Origin of the sequence: Lentzea alba, from assembly GCF_047445655.1 — a bacterium.
Classification (GTDB): Bacteria; Actinomycetota; Actinomycetes; order Mycobacteriales; family Pseudonocardiaceae; genus Lentzea; species Lentzea alba_A.
Genome location: NZ_JAJAEG010000014.1, coordinates 227,643 through 242,284 on the forward strand (window position 1 = coordinate 227,643; position 14,642 = coordinate 242,284).

Genomic DNA, 14,642 nt, shown 5'->3' on the forward strand with positions numbered 1-14,642 from the left:
CTCATGAGGTACATCGCACTCCTCGATCGCGACCGGCCGATCGAGAACCCGCTGATGGTCGTGTGGATCGACGGCCGCCGCGAAGAGATGTTCGTGCCGGGCGAGGGCTGGAGACCGTGCAATCCGGTCTACCGCACGTGGTTCGTCAACGTCGCGATCACGGAAGAGCACGCGCGCCGGCTGCTTCACACCGCGCAACCGGCTGGGCCGCTCAAGGACCCGCAGAGCGAAGACCTGCGGTACTACGCCCAGACGGGCTACTACGACGAGTGGTTCTACTACGCGATCGAGGACGACGAGCACCCGTTCGACGACCCGGTGACGACGCTGATCCAGCACTGGACCAGTGGCCAGGAGCAGATCTTCACCACCGACCTCGTGTGGAAGCTGGAGAAGCCGACCGGCAGGCGCATCCGGATCACGCAGGAAGACGCCTACGCGTTCGAGGAGATCCAGGCGCGGCGGATCTTCGGCGACGTCGAGCACCGCTACTTCGCCATCGTCAACCCGTTCGAACCGGACGTCGACGACCCGCCCTGCATCGCACGCGAGAGCCGCGGCGGCGAGAAAGAGCACTACGACGGGACCTGGGTCCGTTCGGACGCGATCGACGACATCCGGCGGTGGGGCAGGGACGGCACGCTGGTCCAGCTGACCGAACAGGCCGCGGCCCAGCGAATCGCGAACTGGACGCCGCGCGAGGAACGCACGCGGTTCTTCGCCTGCCTGAACAAGGCCACGCCTGATCTGGAGCAACCTCAACTGGTCGCCAAGGTGATCGAGAAGCACGGCAGCCTCCACACCTACCGCACCAGCGCGGACGGCCAGTGGCGCACCGCGAGCATGACGCACCTGTTGCGCGAGTACATGTGCGTCGAGATCGAGGAGGCCGACGTCGACCGGTCGATCGAGAGCTTCGACCGGAACGTGGCGTTCGAACGGCCTGACGACGTGCGGTACCGGTACTTCGCGATCGTGCGCAACTCGGCCCGGGACGACGTCATGACGGCGCGTTCTCTCATCCGTGCCTGGGGCGGCACGCACGGCGACACCTATGAAGAGGTGTACCACTCGGGCGTCGACCGGTGGCGGTACTCGATCCTGCTCTACGAGGTCCAGAACGCTCACGTGAACATGGACGACATCGAGATCACCGAGGAAGTGGCGCAACAGCTTCAGCAGAAGATGCGACAGTCCTATCTGGACTCGGCTCACTGAGGCCACGCGCCGCCACCCACGCAACCACGGGCAGCACCGTCAACGACAGCAAGGCCCACCGCAGGCTGGTCGCCGCCGCGATCGCGCCGATCAGGGGCGCGGCCAGCCCGCCGACGCTCACCGCAAGCCCCAGCGTGACACCGCTGGCGGTGCCCAGCCGGTTGGGCAGGTAGTCCTGGCCGAGCGTGGTGTGCAACGAGAACGGCACGTAGAGCGCCAACGCCGCGACAGCCACAACGACGTAAATCGCCGGCCCCGGCACAAGTGCGATGCCCGCAACCGCCGGCACCGCCACCGCGTACGACACGCGCACGACCCGGATCCGCCCCCACCGCTCAGCCAGCACACCGCCGAGCAACGTGCCCGCCGCACCGACCCCGAACAGCACGACCAGCGCAACCTCCCCGGCGACCGGCCCGCCGACCCACAGCGCGAGGAACGTCCCCAGCCCGAACGTCACGATCGACCTCGCCATCACCACGACGGTCAGCCGCCCGAACTGCGCCCAGTCGTCCCGGCCGGTCCGCGCCACCGCCGTTCGCGAACCCCGCACGCCACGCAGCGCCGCGACCGTGAACAACGCGCCGATCAACGCCGGAACCACGAGCACAGGACTGGCCCCGAGCCCGCCGTGGTGCACCACCGGCGTGACGAGCACCGGCCCCAGCGCGAACCCGACGTTGCCGCCGAGCGCGAACCAGCCCATCCCGACGTGACCACCCGAGACCCGGCGGGCCAGCCTCGCCGCCTCCGGGTGGTACGCCGCGACCCCGAGCCCGGACAACGCGATCGCGAGCCAGGTCACCAGGTACGAGTCGCTCAGCCCGGACAGCCCGATGCCCGCACCCGCGACCGTCATCCCCACCGGCACGAGCCACGGCATGGCACGCCGGTCGGTCAGCACCCCGAACAGCGGCTGCACGACCGACGACAGCAACGTCGCGGCCACCGTGATGCCGGCCGCGGCGAGATAGCCGTAGGCGCGTTCAGCAACGAGAAACGGGACGATCGCGGGCACGGCGCCTTGATAGAGGTCGTCCACGACATGGCCCACGACCAGGACCGTCATCCGCCAGCGAGAGGTTCTCACCCACCGATCGTCGCCCTGCCCGGTGCTTTCGCGATTCCGATATTCTGCCGATGTATGTCGAATTCCCGCCACCACCCCGCGGCGCCGACGACGAGCCGCGACCTGGCCGCCGCAGCGAGCGTCACCGCGCACTGGCACGACGAGAACCAGATCGTCTACGCCAGCCGCGGTGTCGTCGCCGTGCACACCGAGGCGTCGAGGTGGATCGCGCCCGCACACCGGGCGCTCTGGATCCCAGCGGGCACAGTGCATTCACACCGCGCGTACGGCGTGACCCGGCTGCACTTCCTCGGCCTCACCCAGAACCCGCTGAAGCTGTGCGAGCCGACCGCGCTCGCGGTGTCCCCACTGCTGCGTGAGCTGTTGATCGCCTACACCGAGCTGAGCAGCCGAGAAACCCCAGCAGGCAAACGAATGCGCGCGGTGTTGCTCGACCAGCTCGCCACCGCGTCCGAACAACCGGTGCGCGTGCCTGCCGCCCACGACCCCCGGCTCGCGGCGGTCTGCTCGGCACTCGAGACCGACCCCTCGGACGCACGCGGTCTCGAAGCGCTGGGCCGCGAGGCAGGCGCGAGCGGCCGCACGTTGACCAGGCTGTTCCGCGACGAGTTGGGCATGACGTTCCCCCAGTGGCGCACCCAGCTCCGGCTCTACCACGCCCTGCGCCTGCTGGCCGAGGGTCACTCCGTCACCACGGTCGCCCTGCGCTGCGGGTTCGCCACCGCAAGCGCGTTCATCGACGTCTTCCGCCGCTCGCTCGGCCACACCCCCGGTTCGTACCTCTAGAGGACCGAGAACACCTCCTCCGCCCGGTCCCGCTTCACGAACATCTGCCACGCGGTCTCGGCGATGTCGTCCGGGTCGAGCGTGTGCTCGGCCAAGCTCCCGAACTTCTCGGTCATGCTCGCCACCATCTTGTGGATGTCGCCGCGTTCGATCACACCGCCAATGGTGAGCGTGCCCGCGTACACACCCTTCTCCGCGAGCGCCGCGTTGAGCGTCACCGCGTAGTTGCGCAACGCCGCCGCCGACAACGCCAACGCACCAAGAACCGGCATCGGCCGCACCGCACTAAGCCCGCCCGCGAACAGCAAGCCACCCCCGCGCTCGATCACCCCCGGCAACACGTGCTGAACGACCTCCACCGCCGGGTACAGCCAATCCATCGCCGCACGCGCCTCGGCGGACGTGGTCGACGTGATCTCCCCCGGCATGTCGCTCAGATCGGTGGCACCCGGCCCGTAGTACACGACGTCCACGGGCCCGATCTCGTCCAAAGTGGACAGCAGCCGCGCCCGATCACGCACGTCGACAGCGAACGCCCGCGCCGCCACACCCGCCTCAGCGAGCGCCGCGACGTACTCGGCGTGCCTCTCGTTCCTCCGTGAGACCAACACGACCTCATAGCCCTCGCGACCGAACCGGTGCGCGACGGACATCCCGAGCCCAGGGCCGACCCCGAGCACAACTGCGGTGGGAGACATGGGTTTCGTCCTTCCGAACGCTAATTCGAGGCAGCCCTCGACTTACGCTCGCCGACGCTACCACAGAATTCGAGGGCGCCCTCGACTTAACCGCTGAGTAGGATCCGGCCCATGGTCACCGCGTCGAGGCCCTTGCGTGCGGACGCGGCACGCAACCGGGAGAAACTGCTGACAGCCGCCACGGCGCTGTTCGCGGAACGCGGCCTCGACGTGCCGCTGGAACACATCGCGCGCAAGGCCGAAGTCAGCATCGGCACGCTGTACAAGCACTTCCCGACCCGCGAGGACTTCGTCGCCGCGATCTTCCCCGACCGCCTGGCCGCCCTCGACGTGATCGGCGCCAAGGCCCTGGCCGACCCGGACCCGTGGCACGCGTTCGCCGGCTACCTCAACGACGTCTACGCGCTGCAGGCCGAGGACCGCGGCCTGAACGACATCCTCGCCCGTGATCTCCCGAACGCTCCGGAAGTGGTCTCGGCCTGCCACCGCGGCACCGGCCACGCTCAACTTCTGATCACACGAGCCGTGGAGGCGGGCGTGCTGCGCGCCGACTACACGATCGCGGACATGGTCACGCTGACGAGGGCGATGGCCCAGGTCATCCGCGACTCACCGGAGGAATGGCAACGCTTCCTGTCCATCTACGTGGAAGGCCTGCGCGCGCCCTGAGAGCTGCGTGGGGGCAGGTGGGGCTCGAACCCACGACCTGGCCGCATCCTCGAGCGTCGTGGGCTGTCGTGGATCGGCTGGAACACTGTGGAGATGGCAGCTGTGTCCAAGCTCGTGGTGGCCGCGTTGATCGTCCGCGAAGGCGAGGTGCTGATCGTGCGGCAGCAGGGACGAGATGATCCCGCCCCGTACTGGTCAGTGCCCGGTGGTGTCGTCGAGCAGGGCGAGTTCGTGCACGAGGCATTGGCACGCGAGGTCGCGGAAGAGACTGGACTGACGATCGCCGGCCCTGGGCGGTTGGCCTGCATGGCCCAGTACGAGGTGTCGACAGGTAGGTGGGCCGGCCTCTGGACGGCACTGACCTTCGCCGTCGCTGCTCCGCACGGTGATCCGAAGCCCGCCGATCCAGATGGTTTGGTGCTGGAGGCTGCCTGGGTACCAATTCGCGAAGCGGCGCATCGACTGTCCGACGTCGGATTCGCGCCGATGCGTGAACCAACGGTCCACCACTTGCTCCATCCAGCCGCCGCGCCCACGTTCTGGACTTGGCCGTTGGGTGTCGGGGCGGATCCGCTGATGTTCCCGGACGAGCGGTTGGACCGCGAGACCTGCAATTCTGTGGGGCAGGTGGGGCTCGAACCCACGACCTGACGGATTATGAGTGTCCAAAGTCACATGGCACAGGCCCACGACGTGCGGCTACAGGCGGCAACCCATGCCGATCATGAGGCACATTCGGCTCCGTTTGATCACACCTCATGGACAGAGCCATGGACAAGTGGATCCACAATGGACGATCACTTCGAGGCTTCCACTAGAAGCCCTATCGACACGGCACGGACCACAATATACAAGCGCGAGCAAGATCAAAAACTGGCTAGTCAGAAGCCGAAAAGAATTCGGGTTCACGTTAACAAATCTCATCCTGGCGCGCGCTTAAGAAAACAACAAACAGATTGGTATAACCATTCTCAATGACGCGCACGTAGCGATGTACTACATCCCGACATGATGTAGAGTCGCCCGCCATGAACGACGTCCTCCACCCCGTCAAGATCACTATTTCGGGGCGGGTCAGCTTCGAAGAAGAGATCTCTCTCAGTCAAGCTGCCTACATCATCGCTTACATTGGATCTTCAGATCCAGCCACCGGCACATCTCCTTCTGCCCAGAACACGGTTGCACCTGCCGCCATTACGGCGACACCCACAGCCAATGCCCCAATGATGATTAGCGCTCTCTCTACCAGTGCACCATCAAACCCTCGCGAGGCATTGGACGTATCAGGGGCAAAAACCAACGCAGAGAAAATCGTCGCGTTTGCCTTGTACATCGCCCAGGAGGGTGGCAAGGATACATTCACCCCCAACGACATCAAACCACTATTTAAGCGGGCAAGAGAGAGTGCGCCACAGAACTTCGCACGTGACCTAGCTGCAGCAATTAAGTCCGGATGGGTTGTCGAGTCCGACGAGAAAAACGAGTACTACATCGCGGCTAAAGCGTCGGCCGCCCTGGAAGTAGGTTTTGACGGTCTCCGGCAAACACGCGGAAGCAACGGATCCAAGACTCGCCAATCGGGCGCGAAGACTTCACGCAACGGTAAGCCTTCACGCAAAGCAATTAACACTGTTCCAGAAGCCTTTAAGGACGTCGAGACGATCGAATCAACGATCGACGGTATCATCGACTACCACAAAGTGACAAAGCAAGTCGACCGGCTCCTGTGGGCTGTCTACGCAGCCAAGCGTCTTGGTGTTCCATCGGTAAAGAATCAAGACATCGTGTGGCTGACAGACCGGCTCGGCGACGGGATTCCGACCGGAAACATCACGAAGAACTTTCAGCATCTCAGCAAGTCCAACTACTTGAACCGATCCCTTCAGGACGGCAGCATTCGAATTACGCCGCGAGGCGAGGAGTACCTCAAGTCCTTGGAGTCGTAGCCGATGCTGCCTGAAGAAATCACCAATGACCTTGCGAAGACTGTCGACCCAAAGCTCGCCGAGCAACTAATCCAAGAGTTCATGTCTCTCGAAGAAGCCTTCTTGCTGAAGCGATGGAAGTACACGGAGCTCGACGGCGGGCGATTTGCGGAAGTTGCGGCGCGCATCGTCTATTCAATAGATTCCACCAACGTCTCGTTGACCAAAGGCGTGGACGACTGCCTGAAGTACGTAGACAATGAGCAGGTGCAGCACCATTTCCCTGAGAGGCAAGCTGCGATCCATCTCGCGAAAGTCCTCCGTTCGATCTACAAGCTACGAAGCCAGCGTGGGGCCGTACACGTATCCCCCACATATACAGCCAATGAAATCGACTCACGTCTAATCGTGGAGTCGGCACGCTGGGTCTTATCGGAGATCCTGCGAATATTCGTTCAGTCAAATCGCGAACAAGTAGCTGAGGCAGTTAGAAACCTCGCAAGATTTCCACATCCTCTGATTCGAACTTACGGAGAGGTGCCACTACTTCAGTCCGTGTCCTTCACGACGGAAGAAGAGATTCTCGCTCACCTCCTATACGCCACAGACGGGCTCGTCATTAGCGAATTGATCGCAACCATCCCAAAAGATCAATCAGGGATCCGACGGGCTGTCAAGAAGCTGGCTGCAGCAGCATGCCGCCAGATCGTCCAGCGCGGGCAACGCTGGTTCATCACCGACCTAGGAATAAGCAGAATCGAGGATCGAATCGCGAAGGAGATCGCCCAGAATGGCAAGTAGCCCAAAAAGCGCGGCCGACCTCCTTCCGCCGCTACACTTCACCCGTGACGGAGTACCCAGAAGAACTAAGGTGGAAGGTTCACGGCGAGCGAGCCGTCTACGACGATCGTTGGGTAAAAGTTAGTCTCGTAGACGTCGAACCTCCTGACGGAAGTCGATTTGAGCATCACGTAGTAAAGCTCGATCACGTTGCCGTAGCGATGCTCGTGAACGATCGCGATGAGGTGCTCACATTGTGGCGATACCGGTTCGCGGTCGATCAATGGGGCTACGAGCTAATTGGAGGCCTCGTCGAGACGGGCGAAGAACCTGCGGCCACCGCTGCGCGGGAAGCAGTGGAGGAGACAGGCTGGCGACCAATCGGCGAGCCTGAACACATCGGAACCTTCCAGCCTTTGCCGGGCATCATTGATGCACCGGTGGACGCCTACCTCTGGCGCAAGGCCGAGAAGGTGGGCGAACCTACCGACAGCGAGGAAGCGGCGCGGATCGAGTGGATACCCACTAGTCGAGTTGTGGACCTTGTCCGGCGCGGCGAAATACTCGGCTCTGGCGCGATCATCCCCCTCCTCTACTACCTAGCCTCACGCAACACCGGGACCTCTGGGACTCGGTAGCTCCAGATTCGCGAGACGCTGCCGCTGACGGTCAGACCCGATGCGCTTAGCAAGCTGACGCGCCTTCTGCGCGTACTCCAGCGCTCCCCTGCTGTCGCCAGCGGCGGCGTACGCGAACGCAAGATCCACGTAGGTGTTGGTCAAGCCACGCACCGCCGACCGCTGCGGATTGACGAAGTCCCGCACGGCGGCCTCAAGCTGAGTGATCGCGTCCGGATCTCCCAGACGGAGAAGTGCGTTGCCACGCCAACGCGTGAGCTGACCTTCGTTAAGCAGCAGGAACGGCATCTCGGGGTCGATCGGATTCGTTGGCAGCAAAGAACTTGCGTCATCGTAGGCGCGCAGCGACGCGTTGCGCTGGCCGGCTGCTGCCAGGCCCTCTCCATGCGCGGCTGCGAGCCAGCTCCGCAGCAACGAAGGCGCGCGGTTCTCGGCGACGTACCGCGCATACTCAAGCAACTCGACCGCTGCATCGGCCTCACCGATGTCGAGCAGGATCACGGCCTGCTGTGCTGCCGCATGCGCCAGCAAGTATGGCGAATCCGCTTCTCTCGCAGAGACTTTCGCGTCTTCGTGGTACTGCCACGCCTGAAGCTGCGAGCCTCGATCAAGAGCCGTCCAGCCCGCAAGCGTGCGCGCGTCGGTGAGAATCGCAGCCAAGCGCTGACGTAGCCGCGTGCTCACGCTGAAGACCTTCACAGCTTCGATCTGGCGCACAAGGCTGTTGAGCTGGTCGAGCACAACGAGCGCGCCGAAGCGGTGGTCTGAACTGCGAAGGTCGTTGACCTGCCGCTGAAACAGGTCGAGCGTCGCGGCATCGATGTTCCTCGCGACGACGAGACGGTCTCGAAGCTCTTCAGCGGACTGGTTGATGGCTTCCGATGGGAAGCCGAGCTCTTCGTTCGAGCGGCCGTAGATCTCACGGAACAGCCGCTGGTAGCCGGGTTCAACCACTTCGACGTGGCCGTTCTCCCAGCGCGAGATCATGATGGGCAGTGCCGACGCGGCCGCTACCGCAACGCCGATCTGCGGGCCACGTGTCAGGAAGTACCTGACGACGTAGTCCTGTGTATGTCCCAGCTCTTCACGAACCGCCTGCAACCGCGTTCGCGGTGGTTCGCCGCGTTTTCTCATCGTCACGCTCCCCCGTTCTACAACGGCCGTGACCTGCGTACTTAACTCCTCCTAACAGCCCGCTTGCTAACTGCGGGCAATTATTTCCACCCCCTCTTCGGCGGTCTGCTGTTCCCATGACAGCAACACCGCAACTGATTCAGGAACTCCGGCTAGTCCTTTTGACGGCTCCCATCGTCAATGCGGCTTGCCAGAGTTCCCACCTGGGCTCGAAGGCCCCGAAGTTCACGAATGATGGTCTGCAGAAGCGGAACCAGCGGGTCGTCCGCGGGCGTGGCCTGCGCGTCCACCTCGGGCGGCGTTTTCCCTTGCAGCACAGCACTCAGGTGCTGCGGGTGCCAGTCGAGGGCGATCGACAGGGCTTCGAGAGTGCGCGGGTTTCGCCGGCGCTGAATTCGGCCCTGCTGTATCTCGCGAACGATCGCGTGGGATACGCCGGACCTCTCGGCGATCTCCTTTTGCTTCAAAGCCAGCTCGTTCGCGCGGGCATTGATTGCCTCCGCGACCGCCGACCAGTCCTCCGCCACGTGCGCCTCCGTGCTCCGCCTCAGCGCCGACATTAGCGCGGCTTAGCGGCAGGAAACGGACTTAGCGCAGACATCAGCGGAGAATCGGTAGTTATTGCCGCCAATGTCAGCGCCTTCATCGAAGAAATCAGTCTTCTGAAGGGCTCATCGCAATGACATCGAACAGTGCGGCGGGCGAGCGCTCGCCGATCTTCTACACCGTGACAGAGGCCGCGCGGATCTTGCGCGTCGACGCGGCCACCATCTACCGAGCGATCAGAGAGGACGCGTTCCCTGCTGTGCGGGTGCGGACGCGGTACGTCGTGCCTGTACGAGCTGTCGAGGAGCTTGCACGCCAGGCATCGGAATCCAGCGGCGTGGTCGACGTGGCTCAGATGGCCGCCGACAAGCGGAACGCACGTGACTTCGAGCGTGCGACCGGGGGTGCGTGGTGATGGAGTGCCCGGAGAACTACTTCGAGGTCGTGGCGGCTGAGTTGGACCGCTACGCGAAGGTGCCGGATGAGGTCCTGCTGGAGATCGTGACGCGGGACGGTGCGTGCATGTGGTTGTGGGCCAACGAGGACGGCCCGGAGTGGGAGAAGGAGGAGATCGCCGACAGCGAGGCTGCCGCGCGGTTGTGCGCGGACTGCCCGGTTCGGGGCGTGTGCTTGGAACTGGAGTTGCGCACGGCCGGTGAGGACACCGTTGGTGTCTGGGGTGGTCTGTCGCAAGAAGACCGTCGCGCGGTCTACCGGGTGTGGCGTGCCCGCCGTGAAGGTGGTGGGTCGTCATGACCATCAACCTGACTCCGACGCAAATCCTTGCGGCTATCGGTGTGGTCGTGGTGCTGCTGTGGATCTGGCGGGCCAGTGCTCGGCGGGTGAAGGCCGCAGCAGGCGCGGCGCGTGCTGGCGCTCGGTTGCTGTCGCTCACGGGCCGAGTGCTGCTGATGGCCGGGGCGATCGTGGGCGTGCAGTGGGTCGTGATCACGCATCGGGGCGACACGGAAGTGTTGCTCGTGGCGCTGGGAGTGCCCGCGTTGTTTGCGGCGTACACGCTGACGAAGGCACTCACGATCACCACACACGACGGTCCGCATGGTCGGGGTGAACGGCGATGAGGACGCTAGAACGGGTTCGGGAAGGGGTGGCCGCCTTCGGGCGGCCACCCGCCGCCCCGGCAGGAGCACGGTTGGCCGCTGATGCTGCGGAGGCGGCGGAGCTGCGTGCGTACGCGACGCACCCGGACGTGATCGCGCTTCGGGTCGAGCGGGTGCGTGCTCAGGTCGACCGGTTGTGTTGGTCCGGGATCGTGCTGGGTCTCGGGTTCACGATGACCAACGTGCAGTCGTTCGCGGCAGCAGGAACGCCGGCGTGGTCATTGCCGTGGCTGGCTGCGTGGCTGCTGGACCCGACCGTGTCGTTGGTGCTGCTGGCGATCCTGCGGGCCGAGCAGGTGACCGCTCGGTACCGGGTGCGAACAGGTGCGTGGACGCGGCGGGCGAAGTGGTTCACGCTCGCCGCCACCTACGTCATGAACACCTGGCATTCATGGGCGGCCGGTTCCGTGTCCGGAGTGGTGCTGCACTCCGTGCCGCCGCTCGTTGTGTTCGTCGCGGCTGAGGCTGTGACGGACCTACGAGACAAGCTCACTGAGGCAGTCGCTGCGGCGTTCACGGAAGCGTCAACCCGCCAAGCAAGGGTCACCGCGGATTTGCTCCCTTCCGCTGTTCATGAACTGCCGAAACCCAAGCAGCGCAACAAGAAGTCGCCACACGCACGAGTGTCGTTCGCGGACTATCTGACGGTCGCGCGTGAAGTGTGGTCGCCTGATGTCACGTTGAGTCCCGCGTGGGTCCGTCGTGTCACCGGTTGCTCCCGTGGGCTGTCATCCCGCTTGGCCGCCACGCTGGCCGCCGAAGTGGAAGGCGGTGACGACGATGACTGACCACGGAAAGGAACTCGTCGGCGACGACCGTGGACTTCCGGTTCGAGCGGTGCTCGAAGGCAAGTTCGTGAACGGCGACCCCGTTGCGCCTCAGCCATCGTGGCGGCGGCGGTTCGTGAACGCGTGGCTGCGATCACCGCGTGTGCCGCTGTGGGCGAAGGATCGCGTTCATGCGGTGCAGGCCGCGAAGAATCTGATCGTGGCTGTGCTGCGTTCGCCGTTCCGCTTTGTTGGCGCGGTCGTGCGTGGGCTGGTGGTCGCGGTCCGATGGTGGCGGTCGTGGTTGACGGTGCGGGACTACCGCGAGGCTGCCGAGCAGTCGGAGAAGCTTGCCGACAAGTTCACGGACATCCGCGCACTCACGCTGTTCCGCTGGAAGGTCACTGGTGCGGTGAGCGCCGCTGTACCGACGGCGGGCATGGTCGGGTGGATGCTCTACGGGTCGCGTGCGCTGTGGCTCGCCGGCGTGATCGTGGCGGTCGCGCTGGCGGTGCTCGGTCGCCGACGCGACGGCAGCCCCGGACGGCGGGCAGTGCTGGCCGGTCCGCGCACGCTGACATGGACGATGGACCCACAGGTTCTCGTGGACGCGTTCCGGGATGCCAAGCTCATCGGCAAGGACGAGACCCTGCGCCTGGTCCAGCGCGCCACCCGGCAAGGCGAAGGGTGGGCGGTCACGGTCGACCTTCCGGCCACGCGCAAGGCCGTCGACATCGTGAAGAACCGGGACGCGCTGGCGTCCGCGCTCGCAGTGGACGAGATCCAACTGAGCGTGGAACGGGTGCGTGGCAACGGCGGGCACGCCGGTCGGGTGGCGTTGTGGGTAGCCGATGAGGATCCCTACAGCGCCCCGCCGATCCGGACGCCGTTGCTTGCTGCCGAGCGCTGGGATGCGTGGCGGCCGGTGCCGTTCGGCACTGACGCGCGTGGTCGCCGGATCGATCTGCCGATGGTGTGGACGTCCGTGCTCATCGGCGCGATTCCCAGGCAGGGCAAGACAATGGCCGAACGGCTGGCGGCCGCGGGCTTGATCTTGGACCCCTATGTGCGCCTCTACATCGCCGACTTCAAGAACGGGAAGGACTGGAAGGCAGCAGAGCAAGTGGCACACCGGTTCATGGCGGGCGATGACTCCGAGTACGTGCTGGCGTTCGTGGACTGGCTCGTTGAGCTCGTGGCCGACGTGCAGGCTCGCTACCGCCGTATGCAGGACCTGGACGACGTCACGTGTCCTGAGTCGAAGGTGACGCCGGCGATGTCCCGTGACGTGACGTTGGGGATGCCGATCACGGCTCTTGTGGTGGACGAGGTGCAGATCCCGTTGGAGGACCGGACACCTGTGGAGGTGCAGGGCAAGAAGCTCACGGCCGGGGAGTACTGCGGCGAACTGCTGATGTGGTTGGCGAAGAAGGCTCCGGCTGCCGGGGTGATCCTGGTGCTGGCCACGCAGCGGCCAGACGGCAAGACGATTCCGTCTGGGTTGCGGGCGGTGCTCGGATCACGGTTCGCGCTGCGGGTCATGGACTGGCGTGACAGCAACATCATCCTGGGCGAGCAGATGAACACCCGTGGCTATGACTCCAGCCGTCTGCTGCCCTCTCACAAGGGCGTGGGCATCCTGCGGCCGGACGGCGAAACCCAGGCCGGGGCGGACGTGCTGGCGCTGACCGTACGGACGTTCTACATGCCCAACGAGGACTGGCGCGAGATCTGTGCACAAGGCCGCGCGCTACGAGAACAGGAGGGAACACTCACCGGTCACGCTGCCGGGCACACCACGCGACCGATGCTCGACCACGCCGCCGTCGCGAAAGCGATCGGAAGTGCCGCGCCGCCCGAGCGCGCGTCTGAGCTGCCCGAACCATTGGCGTCCGTTGTGGACTATCTCGCCGACGAACTGGGCAGTGACGGCGGCCGGGACTTCGTGCCCACGGCAGAACTCGTCACCGCACTTGAAGTCGAGCCCACCGCGTTTGGGCGGGAGATGGCAGAACTCGGCTGTCGGCCGACACGCGACCGCGTGAGCGACGGCGACCGCGTCCGCCAAGTACGCGGCTATGCCTTCGCCGACATCCGCGCGGCGATCGAACGCGCACGAGACTCCGCAGCCATCGACGGTGAGGTGGTTGATGATGATCAGTAACCCGTCACAACCCGTCCCAGCGACTCGTCACGCCGTCACACGCCCTGTGACGGCCCATAAACCGGTTCCTAGCTGCATGAACGGGCCACCGTGACGGGTGTGACGCGTGACGGCCAACCCGTCACAACCGCTCCATACGGCTGTGCGCCGCGCTCTGCCGAGAGGCGCGGCACACAGCCAACCCTTCACTCAGCCCGAGTTGTCCTTCAGCAACTGTGCAGCCTCAACCAATCGTTCAATGGTGTCACCGGCAGAGAGCGCCACAGTGACCGCCCGCTCGTACGTCTCCAGGTAGGGTCGCCGTTCGCTCTCGGCCTCCAACCACGTCCCACCGTGCAACGTGTCGAGGTACACCACGTCCTCGAACTCGTCCTCACGGAACGACAACACGGAGAATGACGTCATCCCTGCGAACGCGCCTGCCTCGTCCGGTACAAGCCACACCCGTACACCGGGAAGCTCAGCGAGCGCGGCCAACCGCAGCAACTGGTCCGCCATCACCAGCGCACCACCGACCGGGCGCCGCAGGATCGTCTCTCCCACAACGAGATCCAGCCGCAGCGACGGTCCATTGCTGAGATGCCGCAGCGCTCGCTTGCGGTGAGCGTCGCTGTAGTGGCGGTGCTCCTGCTCCGACACTGCGCCCACTTGCACGCCGCGCAACGCAGCCTCGTACTCCGATGTCCGGACGAACGGGGGTAGCACCTCCAGCGCGACCACCTGTACATAGCTCGCTTCGGCCTCAACTTCGGCGTATGTCCAGCCAACGCAGGATGCGGCATCACCAGTCAGCAGATCGAACCTCAGAGGATCGCGTGCACGTTGCGCGCCCAGTACCACCGGCTTCCGTCGCTCGCTGCTGACCCTGTACACCAGGGCGAGCGCGACAACGTCAGCGTCAACGACCGGAACGAGTGCGTTCTGCATCATCGATGTCTTGGCCGACGACCAGCCCACACGTTCCGCGACCTCCGACAGGCTCAAACCGCTTTCTCTGCGCCACAACGCAAGTGCACGGCCAACCGCACGGTTCTGAAGGCTGGATTTGAAGTCTCTAGGCATGCTCAGCTCGTTCGCTACGTGGGTGAAGCCGACGCGGTGACGCG

The 14,642-nt window shown here is 64.7% G+C and carries 17 protein-coding genes; 12 read left to right on the forward strand and 5 right to left on the reverse strand.

Going from position 1 to position 14,642, the window contains the following annotated elements; genetic code table 11:
• Window positions 1-3: 3 nt before the first annotated feature.
• Window positions 4-1,218, forward strand: coding sequence for a hypothetical protein (locus tag LFM09_RS24385; RefSeq protein WP_414098845.1), 1,215 nt, complete (start codon window positions 4-6; stop codon window positions 1,216-1,218).
• Here LFM09_RS24385 and LFM09_RS24390 read toward each other — a convergent pair.
• Window positions 1,151-2,287 (reverse strand): MFS transporter, encoded by a 1,137-nt coding sequence (locus tag LFM09_RS24390; protein ID WP_414098886.1) that lies wholly within the window; start codon window positions 2,285-2,287, stop codon window positions 1,151-1,153. The two genes, LFM09_RS24385 and LFM09_RS24390, sit on opposite strands and share 68 nt — an antisense overlap.
• A 75-nt stretch (window positions 2,288-2,362) precedes the next feature.
• On the opposite strand from LFM09_RS24390, the gene LFM09_RS24395 reads away from it, so the two are divergent.
• Window positions 2,363-3,094, forward strand: a complete 732-nt coding sequence (locus LFM09_RS24395; RefSeq protein WP_414098846.1) for an AraC family transcriptional regulator — start codon at window positions 2,363-2,365, stop codon at window positions 3,092-3,094.
• Here the strand turns inward: LFM09_RS24395 and LFM09_RS24400 are convergent.
• Complete coding sequence (locus LFM09_RS24400; protein WP_414098847.1) at window positions 3,091-3,792, reverse strand: SDR family NAD(P)-dependent oxidoreductase; 702 nt, start codon at window positions 3,790-3,792, stop codon at window positions 3,091-3,093. The two genes, LFM09_RS24395 and LFM09_RS24400, sit on opposite strands and share 4 nt — an antisense overlap.
• A 111-nt stretch (window positions 3,793-3,903) precedes the next feature.
• Here LFM09_RS24400 and LFM09_RS24405 point away from each other — a divergent pair, with 111 nt between their 5' ends.
• From LFM09_RS24405 to LFM09_RS24425, 5 genes are all read left to right on the forward strand, one after another.
• Window positions 3,904-4,461: a TetR/AcrR family transcriptional regulator gene (locus tag LFM09_RS24405; RefSeq protein ID WP_414098848.1), complete on the forward strand. Its 558-nt coding sequence runs from the start codon at window positions 3,904-3,906 to the stop codon at window positions 4,459-4,461.
• Between the two features lie 93 nt (window positions 4,462-4,554).
• Window positions 4,555-5,112, forward strand: coding sequence for an NUDIX domain-containing protein (locus LFM09_RS24410; protein WP_414098849.1), 558 nt, complete (start codon window positions 4,555-4,557; stop codon window positions 5,110-5,112).
• Between the two features lie 377 nt (window positions 5,113-5,489).
• A complete protein-coding gene (locus LFM09_RS24415; protein WP_414098850.1) occupies window positions 5,490-6,407 on the forward strand; it encodes a hypothetical protein in 918 nt (305 codons plus the stop codon).
• 3 nt (window positions 6,408-6,410) lie between these two features.
• Window positions 6,411-7,187 carry a hypothetical protein gene (locus LFM09_RS24420; RefSeq protein WP_414098851.1) on the forward strand — a complete coding sequence of 259 codons (777 nt, stop codon included), beginning with the start codon at window positions 6,411-6,413 and terminating at the stop codon, window positions 7,185-7,187.
• Window positions 7,188-7,231: 44 nt separating this feature from the next.
• Window positions 7,232-7,804 carry an NUDIX hydrolase gene (locus LFM09_RS24425; RefSeq protein WP_414098852.1) on the forward strand — a complete coding sequence of 191 codons (573 nt, stop codon included), beginning with the start codon at window positions 7,232-7,234 and terminating at the stop codon, window positions 7,802-7,804.
• Here the strand turns inward: LFM09_RS24425 and LFM09_RS24430 are convergent.
• Window positions 7,772-8,938: a tetratricopeptide repeat protein gene (locus LFM09_RS24430; protein ID WP_414098853.1), complete on the reverse strand. Its 1,167-nt coding sequence runs from the start codon at window positions 8,936-8,938 to the stop codon at window positions 7,772-7,774. The two genes, LFM09_RS24425 and LFM09_RS24430, sit on opposite strands and share 33 nt — an antisense overlap.
• Before the next feature lie 152 nt (window positions 8,939-9,090).
• Window positions 9,091-9,465, reverse strand: a complete 375-nt coding sequence (locus tag LFM09_RS24435) for a helix-turn-helix domain-containing protein (RefSeq protein ID WP_414098854.1) — start codon at window positions 9,463-9,465, stop codon at window positions 9,091-9,093.
• Window positions 9,466-9,617: 152 nt separating this feature from the next.
• Here LFM09_RS24435 and LFM09_RS24440 point away from each other — a divergent pair, with 152 nt between their 5' ends.
• The 5 genes from LFM09_RS24440 to LFM09_RS24460 are packed head-to-tail and all read left to right on the forward strand — an operon-like array spanning window position 9,618 to window position 13,536.
• The gene (locus LFM09_RS24440; protein WP_414098855.1) at window positions 9,618-9,899 is read left to right on the forward strand and encodes a helix-turn-helix domain-containing protein; all 282 of its coding nucleotides are present in this window, start codon (window positions 9,618-9,620) and stop codon (window positions 9,897-9,899) included.
• On the forward strand, window positions 9,899-10,240 hold the full coding sequence (locus tag LFM09_RS24445) for a WhiB family transcriptional regulator (protein ID WP_414098856.1): 342 nt from the start codon (window positions 9,899-9,901) through the stop codon (window positions 10,238-10,240). The genes LFM09_RS24440 and LFM09_RS24445 overlap by 1 nt, the downstream gene beginning before the upstream one ends.
• Complete coding sequence (locus LFM09_RS24450) at window positions 10,237-10,566, forward strand: hypothetical protein (protein ID WP_414098857.1); 330 nt, start codon at window positions 10,237-10,239, stop codon at window positions 10,564-10,566. Before LFM09_RS24445 ends, LFM09_RS24450 begins: the two co-directional genes overlap by 4 nt.
• Window positions 10,563-11,393: a hypothetical protein gene (locus LFM09_RS24455; RefSeq protein WP_414098858.1), complete on the forward strand. Its 831-nt coding sequence runs from the start codon at window positions 10,563-10,565 to the stop codon at window positions 11,391-11,393. The genes LFM09_RS24450 and LFM09_RS24455 overlap by 4 nt, the downstream gene beginning before the upstream one ends.
• Window positions 11,386-13,536: an FtsK/SpoIIIE domain-containing protein gene (locus LFM09_RS24460; protein ID WP_414098859.1), complete on the forward strand. Its 2,151-nt coding sequence runs from the start codon at window positions 11,386-11,388 to the stop codon at window positions 13,534-13,536. The genes LFM09_RS24455 and LFM09_RS24460 overlap by 8 nt, the downstream gene beginning before the upstream one ends.
• Window positions 13,537-13,725: 189 nt before the next feature.
• On the opposite strand, the gene LFM09_RS24465 is transcribed toward LFM09_RS24460, so the two are convergent.
• Entirely contained in the window at window positions 13,726-14,598 is an 873-nt protein-coding gene (locus tag LFM09_RS24465; protein WP_414098860.1) for a Scr1 family TA system antitoxin-like transcriptional regulator, read from the reverse strand.
• Window positions 14,599-14,642 lie beyond the last annotated feature (44 nt).

What these genes read in the sequence shown, in the direction of transcription:
- LFM09_RS24385 (WP_414098845.1), top strand. Translation starts at nt 4, where the DNA reads ATGAGGTACATCGCACTCCTCGATCGCGACCGGCCGATCGAGAACCCG.
- LFM09_RS24420 (WP_414098851.1), top strand. Translation starts at nt 6,411, where the DNA reads ATGCTGCCTGAAGAAATCACCAATGACCTTGCGAAGACTGTCGACCCA.
- LFM09_RS24450 (WP_414098857.1), top strand. Translation starts at nt 10,237, where the DNA reads ATGACCATCAACCTGACTCCGACGCAAATCCTTGCGGCTATCGGTGTG.
- LFM09_RS24455 (WP_414098858.1), top strand. Translation starts at nt 10,563, where the DNA reads ATGAGGACGCTAGAACGGGTTCGGGAAGGGGTGGCCGCCTTCGGGCGG.
- LFM09_RS24445 (WP_414098856.1), top strand. Translation starts at nt 9,899, where the DNA reads ATGGAGTGCCCGGAGAACTACTTCGAGGTCGTGGCGGCTGAGTTGGAC.
- LFM09_RS24430 (WP_414098853.1), bottom strand. Translation starts at nt 8,938, where the DNA reads ATGAGAAAACGCGGCGAACCACCGCGAACGCGGTTGCAGGCGGTTCGT.
- LFM09_RS24400 (WP_414098847.1), bottom strand. Translation starts at nt 3,792, where the DNA reads ATGTCTCCCACCGCAGTTGTGCTCGGGGTCGGCCCTGGGCTCGGGATG.
- LFM09_RS24395 (WP_414098846.1), top strand. Translation starts at nt 2,363, where the DNA reads ATGTCGAATTCCCGCCACCACCCCGCGGCGCCGACGACGAGCCGCGAC.
- LFM09_RS24465 (WP_414098860.1), bottom strand. Translation starts at nt 14,598, where the DNA reads ATGCCTAGAGACTTCAAATCCAGCCTTCAGAACCGTGCGGTTGGCCGT.
- LFM09_RS24405 (WP_414098848.1), top strand. Translation starts at nt 3,904, where the DNA reads ATGGTCACCGCGTCGAGGCCCTTGCGTGCGGACGCGGCACGCAACCGG.
- LFM09_RS24410 (WP_414098849.1), top strand. Translation starts at nt 4,555, where the DNA reads ATGGCAGCTGTGTCCAAGCTCGTGGTGGCCGCGTTGATCGTCCGCGAA.
- LFM09_RS24415 (WP_414098850.1), top strand. Translation starts at nt 5,490, where the DNA reads ATGAACGACGTCCTCCACCCCGTCAAGATCACTATTTCGGGGCGGGTC.
- LFM09_RS24460 (WP_414098859.1), top strand. Translation starts at nt 11,386, where the DNA reads ATGACTGACCACGGAAAGGAACTCGTCGGCGACGACCGTGGACTTCCG.
- LFM09_RS24440 (WP_414098855.1), top strand. Translation starts at nt 9,618, where the DNA reads ATGACATCGAACAGTGCGGCGGGCGAGCGCTCGCCGATCTTCTACACC.
- LFM09_RS24390 (WP_414098886.1), bottom strand. Translation starts at nt 2,287, where the DNA reads ATGACGGTCCTGGTCGTGGGCCATGTCGTGGACGACCTCTATCAAGGC.